Source organism: Dapis hubbardiae BLCC-M172 (genome assembly GCF_050016015.1).
In the GTDB taxonomy this organism is placed as follows: domain Bacteria; phylum Cyanobacteriota; class Cyanobacteriia; order Cyanobacteriales; family Microcoleaceae; genus Trichodesmium.
The window spans coordinates 1-13,510 of record NZ_JBNHEQ010000006.1 but is presented as its reverse complement, the minus strand read 5'-3'; the positions used below and the strand labels follow the sequence as shown (position 1 = coordinate 13,510).

Here is a 13,510-nt window from a genome sequence, read left to right as displayed (position 1 = left end):
ATATTATTTAATTAAAATGACAAATAATTTAAAAAGTTTGGAGGAAGTTTGTCCGTGAATGTAGTAGAAATAAAGAAAAAATTTCCTGTAGTTGATGTACAAAACCTGACAGTAGTAAGAGGAAAATATCAAGCAGTAGAATCTGTATCATTTAAAGTTTTTCCTGGCAGTAATACGGCAATAATTGGAGCTAATGGCGCGGGGAAAAGTACATTAATTCAAGCAATATTAGGTTTGATTCCTTATGAGTCTGGTTATATAGAAATTCTTGGTAAACAAATAAAAGATTTAGGAAAATATTGGCATCAAGTTGGTTATATTCCCCAGAAGTTAATTTTTGACCGAAGTTTTCCATTAACTGTAGCTGAATTAGTTGGTTTGGGTTTGCCTCAAAGCAGTTTTATGAAGTCGCGGGAAAAAGTTATTTCTGTGGAAAAAGCTTTGCTAAAAGTTAAGTTACAAAATCATCGTAAACAACGAATAGGAAGTTTAAGTGGAGGGGAGTTAAAACGGGTTTTATTAGCATATTGTTTAGTGCAACCTCGGCAGTTATTAATATTAGATGAAGTTATGGCTGGTATAGATGCAACTGGAGAAGTAGAATTTGCCGAATTATTGACAAGTTTACAGACAGAAAATGGTTTTTCTATTCTTCAGGTTTCCCACGATTTAGATATGGTGAGTCGTTATTGCGACCAGGTTATTTGTATTAATCGTCGTATATTATGTCATGGTAAACCTAGTGTTACTTTGAATGAGAATAATTTGAGTGAGATTTATGGAGAAGGTTTTACTAGATATTTTCATCATCATTAGAAGGAAGAAGGAAGAAGGAAGAAGGAAGAGGGAAGAAGGAAGAAGGAAGAAATCAAGTCGATGAGTCTATATATGAATACAATTCAGTTAGGTTTTTTTTTTGCAGTTATGTAATTTAAAGAGTTACTAATCATAGTTTCATACCTTATCATTAGAAGGAAGAAGGAAGAGGGAAGAAGGAAGAAGGAAGAAATCAAGTCGATGAGTCTATATATGAATACAATTCAGTTAGGTTTTTTTTTTGCAGTTATGTAATTTAAAGAGTTACTAATCATAGTTTCATACCTTATGAATGTTGGTCTTATAAACTGTATTAATATTAAACAAGTTTGATATTAACTGATAAATATAGCAATCTGCGCATTGGTTGTGATGATTTTTATAATAGTTAATTTGAGCTGAAAATACGAGTAAATTCTGACTCCTGACTCCTGACTCCTGACTCCTAACTTCCACCAAAATATTACAACTTAAATAGGGTTAATATATGAATTTTTCAGAATTAATAGATTTATTTAGTTTGCCTTTTATGCAACGAGCAATTCTTGGCGGTATTCTGTTAGGAATTTTGGGAGGTATTCTCGGTGGATTTGTAATTTTACGGCAGTTATCTTTGTTTGGAAATGCTTTAGGTCATACTGCTTTTTTAGCTGTAGTCATAGGTGCTTTATTGCAGTTCCCTCCAATGATGGCTTTAATTGGGTTTTTGGTATTATTTGGATTAGGGATTAATTATTTAATTGAAAAGACTAATTTAGGAGGAGATACGATTTTAAGTATTACAATTGCTGGTTCAGTTGCATTAGGAACAATTGGGTTTAGTTTTGTGCCTGGATATCGTGGTACTTTATTGTCTATATTGTTTGGTGATATTCTGGCAATTAGTAATTTAGATTTGATTTTTCTGGCGATTTTATTGACTGTATCTTTGGGTTGGATAGGGCTAACTTTACAGAAACAAATATTGTTAACTTTGAATGCTGATTTAGCACAAATTCAGGGTATTCCTGTCGAGAGATATAAATATATATTTATGATTATTTTGTCATTGGCGATCGCTCTTACTATTAGAGCAGTTGGTATTTTATTGGTGAATGCTTTTTTGGTAATTCCAGCAGCTACGGCGAAGTTAATTTGTAATGAGTTTGTGCCATTTTTAGGAGTTTCTGCATTAATTGGTGCTGTGAGTGGGGTGATAGGAATGGTATTATCTGGTACTTTTAATTTGCCTTCTGGTCCTAGTATTGTTTTGGTGCAATTATTGGGATTTTTAATAGTAGTATTTTCAGGTCGGGGGAGGCTTTAACAGTTATCAGTTAAAGGAAGAAGGCTTTAGTTATCTAGGAGAGAAGGCTTTAGTTATCTAGGAGAGAAGGAAGAAGGAAGAAGAAGTAAATATTCAAAAAAAGAGGGAAAATCTCAAAATATCTACCTAAAGTGAATTGAATCTGATTTTTTTTAAGCCTCTCTGATAGAGACATAACTTTTTGTAGCATTATTTGAAAGGAAGAAGGAAGTAAGGAGTAAATATTCAAAAAAAAAGGGGGAAACGATAATATTCAATTACCCCTACTCCCCTACTCAATAAAATGTACAAAAGTTTTTGATAAATGGTATGAGACCTTTCAAGGAAAAAGGAAGAAGGAAGAAGCAGTAAATATTCAAAAATCTCAAAATATCTACCTAAAGTGAATTGAATCTGATTTTTTTTAAGCCTCTCTGATAGAGACATAACTTTTTGTAGCATTATTTGAAAGGAAGAAGGAAGTAAGGAGTAAATATTCAAAAAAAAAGGGGGAAACGATAATATTCAATTACCCCTACTCCCCTACTCAATAAAATGTACAAAAGTTTTTGATAAATGGTATGAGACCTTAATTTATTTCTCTGTATTTATGCAACTTTTATACTATACTTAAGTTGAAAAAATGAAAGTAATAATTAATTAATGCCAACCCCTTTAGAGGTACTCCAAATAATTTTCCTAATACCTATCCTCGGTGGATCTATATATTCAATTCTAAGTGTCTGGACGACTAGAAATTTTTTTAACAAAATCATCCCAGAAATAAACGCTACAGAAAAATTTCACCCTCCTGTCACTGTATTAAAACCAGTGCGGGGTATTGAAAAAGACCTCAAGTCAAATCTCCATACTATTGCTGTTCAAGATTGGCCTGAATATCAGGTTATTTACTCTGTTCAAGATCCTCAAGATGCAGCTATTCCTATTCTTCAGGATATTCAACTAGAAATAGGTAGTCAGAAAATTTCCGTTGTAATTGACAATAAAGAAGTGGGAGCTAATGGTAAAGTCAATAATTTACTTGGTGCAATAGCTGAAGCACGTCACGACACAATTATTATTAGCGACAGTGACACCAATCTTAAACCTGATTATATCAAAAATATCATATCTCCTTTATCAAATCCTAACGTCGGATGTGTCTGTACTCTTTTTAAAGTCAAAAGTGCCCATCAATGGTTTGAGAAGATGGAATTATTAACAATAAATGCTGACTTTATTCCTAGCGTTATATTTGCAACAGTTACAGGAGCATCTAATGCTTGTTTAGGACCATCTATAGCCATAAGTCGCAGCACATTAGAAGAACTGGGTGGTTTGGAGAGTCTAGCAGATTATCTTGTAGAAGACTACGAACTTGGACGGAGAGTTTGGACTTCTGGAAAAAAAATGTTGCTTTTGCCATACATTATTGATGTGACTGTGGACTTGAAAAGTTGGCAACAGTGGTGGACTCATCAAGTCTATTGGGATCAGAATACATATTTGGCGCGTCCCTGGCCATTTATTGCCACGATATTAATTCGCGCAGTACCTTTTGCTATTTTGTTTGCTATGGTACGAATGGGAGATTTATGGGGGTTAGGAATATTAGGAATTACAGTTGTTTTAAGACTTTTGACTGCTGGAATAATTTTAAAAAATTTGAAAGATACAGAAGGTTTTGAAAGTCTTTATTTATTGCCTTTGCGTGATACTTTTGCTTTAATATTTTGGTTTTTGGCATTAACTAAGCGTACAGTAGTATGGCGTGGTGTTAAGTACAAGTTAATTAATAATGGAAAAATGGTTCCCTTCATTAATTGATAATGGATAATGGATAATTGATAATTAATGATTGATAAGTAGGTAGGTGTGAATAAAACTCACTATATAACTAAATGTTAATAAAGTCGAAAACCTTGAGATTGCTTCCTTCCACTCCGTTCCAGTCGCAATGACATACTTGTAAATTTTCCCACCGACCTACTTAATTGATAATTATCTCTGGTTAAAACCGTTACGGAATTGAATCTAAGGAAATTCAAGAGCACTTTTTTTATCCTTGAAAGGGTCGGTTAATAAAGCTGAATTATTTAATTATTAATTATTAGTTCAATAATTGATAATTGATCGTCGATAATTGATAATTACCTGTGGTTAAAATCTTTACGGGATTAAATCTAAGGAAATTCAAGAGCACTTTTTTTTCCTGGATAAGGATCAGCTAATAAAGCTGAATTATTTAATTATTCGGTCAGAAAAGGATTAGGAAATTAGGAGATAAAAGAGAAATTAAAATACACCTGGCTTCTTTCTCTTAAATGAAAAAAGATTGAAATATTTTATTGATAATTAATTATCATAACACTATGTTAATAATTATAAAAAATACTGTATTTTAATTCATAACTAAAGTTTTTATAGTATTATTTCATTATTGCTTATAGAGGAAAATAATTGTGAGTGACTTTGATCAATCATTTCTTTCTGATGTCAAATCTCTATTTTTACGTCAACAGGAAGAAAATTTAGCTCCTTATTTGTACAGCACTCCCAATTCAAATATTGAAGATGATCCTGCTAATGGTGAAAAATATTACTTGGAAATAATATCTCAAAACTTAGATTACTATCTTTATAAAGAGGAAACGCAGTTAATTAATGATGTTGCCAGCAAAATTGCTGCTTATGTTCCAGCAGAATCTAATTTGATATAATTCGGTCCTGGTACAGATATAGCTTTCAAAAAGAAAACCTTGCCTTTTTTGAAAGAAATTAAACAATTAAACAGTTATATTCCTATAAATTTGTGTGAAACTTATCTGCAGCAGAGTGAAGAAATTTTAAGTCGGGAATTGCCAAATATATCAGTTCAACCAATTAAGACAGACTTTATTAAGAATGTTGATATTGTTAAAATTTTCAGCTTACCTGTAGTTTTTTTTAAAGGAAGTACAATTAACAATCTTTCTACTGAGAATTGCCTTGATTTTTTAGGGAAAATTTCACAGGCAATACAACCAAATGGTATTCTTATTGTTGGTGTAGATGCTAATCAAAATGAGTCATCTTTAAGAAAAGCATACGATAATGACAAAGTAGCAAAGTTCATTGTTAGTATTTTATACTATATTAATCGCGATTTGCCTGTTTCTGACTTCGATCCTACTGGATTTAATTATGAATTTAATTGGGTGGCTGAAACTCATTGTGTGGAACATAATGTAAGAGCAACTCAAGACCAAAGTTTTGTTCTAGATGGTATTCCTATAAATATCAAAAGTGGGGAAAAATTTCATTTCTTAAGTTCTTATAAATATCCGGTTGACTATTTTCAAAATCTGGCTATAAAAGCAGGATTAAAACCTCTAGATTGCTTTGTCGATCAAAATGAGCGTATGGTAATTCATGTTTTAGGAGTTAACAATTAAGTCAATGAAATAATTGTTGCCTAATTTTGAGATAACTTAGGTAATACCAAATCCGGTTATTATTAAGTTAGTTAGTGAAAATATTCAAATTCGCTTTAGGTGAATATTTTTATTTTTTTGAATCTGCTCTTGGTAAATCGGATTTGGTATAATTTAAAAATTGAGTTTATGTTTATATTAGAGTTGTTGGGAATTAAGCTAAAAAAATGGCTAAAACCCTTATTAGTCATCGCTTATAGCATTTTTCAACCAGAAAATCCTGAAAACTTTATAGAATAAGCTTTTGAGCATTGTTCAACTTTTATTTCCCAACAACTCTATTAAAGAAAATATATAGGCAAGTAGTATTGAATTTGAAATTTAGTAAATAAACAGCATGACAATAAATCAACAAATTAAGCCATTTTATTTCGATATTACAGATGATGAAATTCAATATTTCTTATCAGAATCTGAGAAAATTTTAAGGTCTGGAAAGTTGATTTTGGGCGAACATACCACGGCATTTGAACAAGCATTTGCTGAATATGTTGGTACTAAATACGCGATCGCTGTTAATAGTGGTTCTTCTGGATTAGAAATTATTTTACGCTTAAAAAAGGTGGAGGGAACAACTGTTTTAGTTCCTACGAATACTAACTTTGCTACTGTTGCTATGGTGATTCGCGCTGGTGGAAAAGTTCAATATCTCGATATGGATGAACAAACATTTGCACCATCGCTAGCAATGGTAAAAGAGGCAGTAGAAAAGGGTGAAAATCTCCCAGAGAAAATTTCTGGAGTTTTGTGGGTTCATATTGGAGGTGTAATTTCTCCTGAGTTTCCCCAAGTAGTAGAATATTGTCATCAGCAAGGATTGTTTGTTCTCGAAGATACCGCTCATGCTCACGGTAGCAAAATAAATGGTGTAAGTGCTGGAAATTTAGGAGACGGTGCAGCTTTTTCATTTTTCCCGACTAAAGTTATGACAACTTGTGAGGGAGGAATGATAACTCTAAATAATGAAGAAGAAGACTATATAGCGCGATCGCTCAGAAACCAAGGAAAGCGAGGAATGGATTTTGGTGGTTTACACTCTGACTTTGGGAATAGTATGCGCATCACGGAAATTAATGCTCTGCTCGGTAGAATTCATTTAGCAAAGTTGCCAGAAATGTTGAACAAAAGACAACGAGCTTATGAATTAATTACAGCACCTTTAAAAGAAGCAGGTTTATCTTTTGTTTCTACGGAAAAAATGGATGTAGCTAGTAATTATAAATTGATTGTTCATTTACCAGAAGGAAAAAATCCTAAAGAAGTAAAAACAGCTTTAGCAGAAGAAGGAATATTTTTAGGAGGAACAGTTTATGAAATACCTTGTCATCAGCAACCAGTTTTCCAAGGTATTTGTGAAGGTCAGAATTTTCCCATTGCCGAACATTGGTGCCCAAATCATATTTGCCCACCTTTAACTTCTGGTATGACAGAAACCGATGCTCAACGAGTAGGAGAAGCTTTAGTTAGACATCTTAAATAGGGTTTGCTGAAGAAGTCTTTTTTTAGGAGTAGGGGATTCAATAATGGATAATGGATAATTGATAATTGATAATTACCTATCCCTAAAACGGATTGGATTGAATAAAAGGAAAATAAATTCATTGTTTCTCCTTGCTTATGAGAGGCTTTAAACCACAATATTTCGGTAATTTTTTTGCTCAACTATGCGCCATAAATGCAGTCCTTTTTGATTTTTCGGGAACCGTGCATCAAGCAGCTCAAAACCAAGGTATTTCAAAGCTAAAATTGCTCAAACCTTTATCGGCAAGCCCTAAATAGACATTTCTAGAAAAGAGGAAATAGGGAGAAATAATTGATGAACAATAACGGGATAATTGATTTTACTTCTTAATTATTGGAGATGTCTAATACCACTCGTAATTTCAGTTATCAGTTAGCCTCCGATCGGAGGAACTGCGTTAACAGTTATCAGTTAACAGTTAACAGTTAACAGTTAACAGTTAACACCTGCCTCTGGCTAAACCCAGAGGCTTGACATAAGGAATATTCTCTTTTTTATCCCCTTAAAAGGGGAGGCTTGAGACCTTTTTTTTTGGTCAAATCAAAAAAGAATGCTACAAAAATGTAGGTCTTAATCAGATATAGTTAAAAACAGCTAATCTAATTCATCGTAGATAGTTATCTATAATTTTTTTTACCTTTTTTTTATATTTACCCATTCTTCCTTCTTTCTTAACTTATCTCAATTTGTAAAAAACACTTATAAGATTGGTACAGTAGAATATTCGAGCGCCTTCCCTACCTTGACAGACAAATTAATATAATTTTAGACACATTATTCCTTTGTGTCTATTAATATAGACAAAACAATTATCTATTTAAGTTAAGAAAGGTTATGCGAATATTTGTTTTACTATTTAATGCTCGAACTGAAAATGAGGGAATACATACAATTCAGATGGGCGATCGTAATAAGGTATTTATGTTTGAGTCTGAGGATGATGCAACTCGCTTTGCTGTATTGCTAGAAGCTCAAGATTTTCCTACTCCCACAGTGGAGGAGTTTGACGAAGAAGAAATTATGGAATTCTGTAGGGGTGTTGATTATGATTGGGAAGTTGTGCCAGCAGGTGCTTTGACTATTCCCCCAGAAAATAATGTAGAAAATACTGATTGGCAATTGGAGCCAGACCCAACTTCTCAAAAGACCGAAACTGAGTTAGATAAAATTAGACGTCAATTGGAAGGTCTTTTGTAACTCAAAAGTTAAATATATTATCTGATTTACAAATCAAAGAGGTTGCAAAACCTAAACTATTTTTCCCATCTACAGAGCAATTTTGCAGGTTTATTTCTGATTGATTTTTTTATCAAGCTAAAAAAGTTAAGATGAATTTATCGTCTATTGACTGTCATTCTCATCTGATGAAATTAAAGCTATTTCTAACTGATGGATGGCTTTTTACTCTGAAAATCAAGAGGAAATATAGCCCTACGCGCAAGTCATAAGTCATAAATAAAAAGTCAGAAGTTATCTATGACTGAGTTTTTCCTAGGTCAATGCCCCGCAAATAGTATTTAGCAATGTCCGCGAGGGATGGTTCGACTGCTATAGCATTAATATTTGTGATTTGAGTAAAACTATTTTTTTGATAATTTGTCAAGGTTTGGTATGAAAAATTTACAAGAACGAGGTCATTTGTTAACTGAACAGATTAATCCTAATAGTCATAATCTCGATCAGTTAAGTTCTTTAGAGTTGGTGGATTTGTTTAATCAAGAGGATAGCCGAACTTTAGAGGCGATCGCTTCTTCCCGTTTACAATTGGCTCAAGCAGTGGACATTACGGCAGAGGCTTTAAGCCAAGGTGGTAAGTTGTTTTATGTGGGAGCTGGTACCAGTGGCCGTTTGGGGGTATTGGATGCTGCGGAATGTCCGCCAACATTTTGTACGCCTCCAGAGTTGGTACAAGGAATTATTGCTGGAGGTGCGGGAGCTTTAGTCCGCAGTTCGGAAGATTTGGAGGATAGCTGGGAAGATGGTACTCAGGCGATCGCCTTGCGCCATATCACAAATCTAGATGTGATAGTTGGTATTACTGCTGGTGGTACAACTCCTTATGTTCATGGTGCTTTGGATGCAGCAAAAAAAAGGGGGGCAAAAACAATTTTTATTACTTGTGTGCCTGTAGAACAATTTAAGGTAGAGGTAGATGTAGATATTAGGTTGTTAGTTGGCCCCGAACTATTGGCTGGTTCAACCCGTCTGAAGGCAGGAACAGTAACAAAAATGGCTTTGAATATCTTATCCACAGGGGTAATGGTGAGGTTAGGTAAAGTTTATGGTAATCGTATGATTGATGTAGCTGTAAAAAATAGTAAGTTACGCGATCGGGCTTTACGAATGATTGAGGATCTGACTGAGTTAAGTCGGGATGAAGCAGGGGAATTATTAAATAAAAGTGGTGATTCAGTTAAGTTGGCACTTTTAATGCACTGGAGTAATTTAGAAAAAGAAGAAGGAAATAATATTTTATCTGAGTATCAAGGTAATCTTAGGGCAGCTTTGAAAAAAGTCGGGATAACTAATCAGGAAGAATAACTTTTTTTGCCAAATAATTAACAGTTTTCCATCAATCAACATCTAGACATTAAGAAAGGTTTATCATATCTTTTTATGGAAGTCATGCCTCAAGATTTTACCCACTAAAAACTTTGACTTTATAATAATTTCAGGGAATTATTTAACATCTAAAGTTTGAAACTATTTGTGATCTTAAATCCGGTAGTATCGGTTTTATTTAGTATTAAATATATTGTAGGGGCGAATGGCAATTAGCCCCTACAGATTCTATAATGATCAACAGAATTATATTACTCTGAAGCAAACGGATTTGGTATGAAATATTTAAGGTCAATTAGTATCAAATAGATGAATTATATAAAGCATATTCCATATTAATGTGGTACAACTGACGGGATAAAGATTTTTTGCTTTCTTTCTATTCCCTATTCCCTATTCCCTATTTCCTAGAAAATATGAAATACCTATTATTAATTGCTAGTTTATCAGTTACTGTACTCATAAAGCTATGGAGTATTTCTGCTGTTTTACAAAGACCAGTTTTAGCAATAGCTACCTTGAGAAATATTAGTAGTAGCTGGAAAATTTCTCAAATGTACATACCTCCAGATAGAGGGGCACCTCCAACTACAACACCTACAGGAACTCGTGGTCAATCTATTGGTAGTGGTAGCTGTTTATTAGGAAATAAAAAGTTAACTCTTTTAGTTCCAGAAACGAGATCGGGATTAACTATATCTAAATATCCGACATTATATGTATATATTCCCCCTTATGAAAATGCTCAACAAGCAGAGTTTTTTATCAGAGATTTAGAGCAGAATGATGTTTATAATCATATTTTTCAGCTACCTGAAAAATCAGGAATTATTAGAATTAATATTCCCCCCAAAAAATCACCTCCTTTAGAAGTAAGAAAAAACTATTTATGGGGAGTACAAATATTTTGTATTTCTGAACTAGGAGATCGTAGTGGAAACCCATTTGTTGAAGGTATAATTAAACGTATTAAACCCAGAAAAAGCTTTTATAATAAGTTAGTAGGCGTTACCCCTCTAACTCTACCAACTGTCTACGCTTCCCAAGGAATTTGGTATGATGCTTTAGAAAGTATGGTACAACTTCGGAGGTTAAATCCAAATAATCCGAAGTTAATAGATGACTGGGAAGAATTATTTAACTCGGCTAATTCTCAGGGTAAAGAAGAATTAATTCCAGCAGCTATATTAGATTGTTGTGAAAGAGAAGATTAAATCTGGTCATTAATGGATAATGGATAATAGATAATGGATAATTAGACCTCTCCAGAAAATAAACTTGCTCTTTATTTAAGATAAGCTAGAGTTGTAAAATTCAGTGACAAAATTATTTTTCGTATCTTTTTCGTAAGAATAAATTCCCTGTTCTCTCTAAGAGCAAAAAGTCTATATCTTTTTCACCAGATGTCTATTGATAATTACCTCTGGTTAAAACCGAGAGGATTAAATATAAGGAAATATCCTATAGCAGTCCTATTTTCTTTGTGTATAAAAACCTTACCGCTTTTAGGAAACACTTAACTGGTAACAGTTAACAACCGGGAGTCTCAAGTTTTTTATCTACTTTTTGATTTGTCACGAGCTATTTAGGATTGCTATATTTAGCATTCCTATAATAATTAATTATTTGGTAAGTTCAGATTGCTCAAAGCTAATGTGGTAACTTTTAATTTTCCTTGGAAACTAATTTCTTCTTCATCTTAGTGAAATAATAACTTAATAAATTATAGCTGACGGCTGTTTGCGCAGCATTCCGGAGGAAATGCTTGCCTTTATGAAAATGGTATTATATAGCAATTCCCAAAAAGCGTGAGGTACAAAATTCTAGGTTTTAGGGAACACTTAACTGGGAAATAAGGAATAGAAAAGAAATTAAAGAGCTTGTGTATTTCATAAGCTTGAGAAACCCTATACCAGTTTGAAAAAAGAATGTTAGGAATAATAAGGAATAACCAAATATTTTATAGGAGATGTCTCTTTGATTAAAAATATTAGTTATGAACTAAAAAATAGTATTGAAGCTATTCCCATACGACTCCTGACTCCTGTCTCCTGACTCCTAATAAGTACCCTAAATATTTGTAGAAAACACTTAATATAATTGGTATTATGTGGCAAAAAATAATTAAAAAGCTAGCTTGGAAATGGCGTGGTTTATTAGTTACTGCTCCTACTATTACTATCCTATTAATTGGGCTACATTTAACAGGCAGTTTACAAATATTTGAGTTAGCAGCATTCGATCAATTCATCAGATTTCGTCCCCAAAAACCTGTAGATCAAAGAATATTAATTGTGGGATTTAATGAATCAGATATACAAACTTTGGAGATGGCAATTTTATCAGATGAACTCCTTGCTGAGTTAATAGAAAACTTGAAAAAGCATCAGCCAGCAGCAATTGGTTTAGATATATATCGAGATTTACCAGAAGAACCAGGATATGAAAAATTAGTCAAAGTATTTGCATCTACACCAAATTTAATTGGTATTAGAAAGGTAGTTGGTAATCAAATTAATTCCCCTATTAATCCCCCACCAGTTTTAGATAAACTGAATCAAGTTGGTGCTAATGATATGCCTATGGATGCTGATAGTAAAATTAGGCGTTTCTTTTTATATTTGACAGATTCAGAAGGTAAAATAGTACCAAGTTTAGGATTGAAATTAGCGACAATTTATCTGGAAAAATTGAAAATATATCCTCGACCTTCAGCAGTTAATCCTGAAAATTTACAATTAGGAAAAGCTGTATTTATTCCTTTTGAAAATAATCATGGTGCTTATGTACAAACTAATGCTCAAGGATATCAAATAATTCTTAATTATCGCAGCCCAGAATATACATTTCAACAGGTTTCAGTGACTGATGTTTTAAACAATAAAGTTACTCCTGAATTGGTGCGGGATAAAATTATTTTAATTGGCTCAATAGCAGAAAGTAAAAATGATTTATTTCTCACTCCTTACAGCAGTAAAATTATTGGGATTCCTGAAAGAATGTCAGGGGTAGAAATTCATGCTAATGTCACAAGTCTGATTATTAGTTCTGCTCTTGGTGAGATGAATATTATTAAAATATTGCCCGAATATTTAGAATGGCTATGGATTCTTTTCTGGTCAACAGTAGGAGCAACTATTAGTTGGAAATGGCGTTATTCAGGAGGTTTTTCTCAATTTTCTGGGAAATCAATTATTACTTTATTTCTTGCTACTGGTGGGTTAGTTTATATCAGTTACTATGCTTTTATCTGGGGTTGGTGGATTCCGATAATTTCGCCATTTTTAGCTATTTGGTTGTCGGCGATCGCTATTACTGCTTTTGTTGCTAAAACTGCTGGATATATTCGTGATGTTTTTAGTCGTTATTTGACTGATGAAGTAGTAGCAAATTTATTAGAAAATCCTGATGGATTAAAATTAAATTGTCAACGACGAAAGGTGACAATTTTAATGTCTGACTTAAGAGGTTTTTCTGCTATATCTGAAAGGTCAGAACCAGAAACAATTTTTGCTATGTTGAATATTTACCTGGGGGAAATGACAGAAGTAATTAATCAATATGGTGGTACTATTGATGAATTTATTGGTGATGCAATTTTGGTTATTTTTGGCGCTCCTACCCAGAGAGAAGATGATGCAAAAAGAGCAGTTGCTTGTGCAGTAGCAATGCAAATAACAATGCCTAGCGTAAATGCTAAATTAAAGGAATTAGGTTTACCAGAAATTCAGATGGGAATTGGTGTTAATACGGGAGAAGTTGTAGTTGGAAATATTGGTAGTAATAGGAGGTCTAAGTATGGAGTTGTTGGTAGTAATATTAATTTAGCTTCTCGGATTGAATCTTATACAG

At 33.1% G+C, this 13,510-nt stretch carries 10 protein-coding genes; all 10 read left to right on the top strand.

Going from position 1 to position 13,510, the window contains the following annotated elements:
• Positions 1-54 precede the first annotated feature (54 nt).
• Positions 55-816, top strand: coding sequence for a metal ABC transporter ATP-binding protein (locus ACP6PK_RS00475; protein WP_426556825.1), 762 nt, complete (start codon positions 55-57; stop codon positions 814-816).
• A gap of 487 nt (positions 817-1,303) precedes the next feature.
• On the top strand, positions 1,304-2,122 hold the full coding sequence (locus ACP6PK_RS00470) for a metal ABC transporter permease (protein WP_094672270.1): 819 nt from the start codon (positions 1,304-1,306) through the stop codon (positions 2,120-2,122).
• A 642-nt stretch (positions 2,123-2,764) separates the two neighbouring features.
• Positions 2,765-3,928: a glycosyltransferase gene (locus ACP6PK_RS00465; protein ID WP_426556822.1), complete on the top strand. Its 1,164-nt coding sequence runs from the start codon at positions 2,765-2,767 to the stop codon at positions 3,926-3,928.
• Positions 3,929-4,563: 635 nt separating this feature from the next.
• Positions 4,564-4,821: a hypothetical protein gene (locus ACP6PK_RS00460; RefSeq protein WP_426556820.1), complete on the top strand. Its 258-nt coding sequence runs from the start codon at positions 4,564-4,566 to the stop codon at positions 4,819-4,821.
• Between the two features lie 39 nt (positions 4,822-4,860).
• Positions 4,861-5,535, top strand: a complete 675-nt coding sequence (locus ACP6PK_RS00455; RefSeq protein ID WP_426556818.1) for an L-histidine N(alpha)-methyltransferase — start codon at positions 4,861-4,863, stop codon at positions 5,533-5,535.
• Between the two features lie 376 nt (positions 5,536-5,911).
• Positions 5,912-7,054: a DegT/DnrJ/EryC1/StrS family aminotransferase gene (locus tag ACP6PK_RS00450; RefSeq protein ID WP_426556816.1), complete on the top strand. Its 1,143-nt coding sequence runs from the start codon at positions 5,912-5,914 to the stop codon at positions 7,052-7,054.
• Between the two features lie 876 nt (positions 7,055-7,930).
• Complete coding sequence (locus ACP6PK_RS00445; RefSeq protein WP_426556814.1) at positions 7,931-8,293, top strand: DUF3110 domain-containing protein; 363 nt, start codon at positions 7,931-7,933, stop codon at positions 8,291-8,293.
• A 414-nt stretch (positions 8,294-8,707) separates the two neighbouring features.
• Positions 8,708-9,637: an N-acetylmuramic acid 6-phosphate etherase gene (murQ, locus tag ACP6PK_RS00440; RefSeq protein ID WP_426556812.1), complete on the top strand. Its 930-nt coding sequence runs from the start codon at positions 8,708-8,710 to the stop codon at positions 9,635-9,637.
• Between the two features lie 437 nt (positions 9,638-10,074).
• Positions 10,075-10,872, top strand: a complete 798-nt coding sequence (locus ACP6PK_RS00435; protein ID WP_426556810.1) for a DUF928 domain-containing protein — start codon at positions 10,075-10,077, stop codon at positions 10,870-10,872.
• An 894-nt stretch (positions 10,873-11,766) separates the two neighbouring features.
• The coding region (locus ACP6PK_RS00430) for a CHASE2 domain-containing protein (protein ID WP_426556808.1) at positions 11,767-13,510 on the top strand (1,744 nt) is incomplete at its 3' end.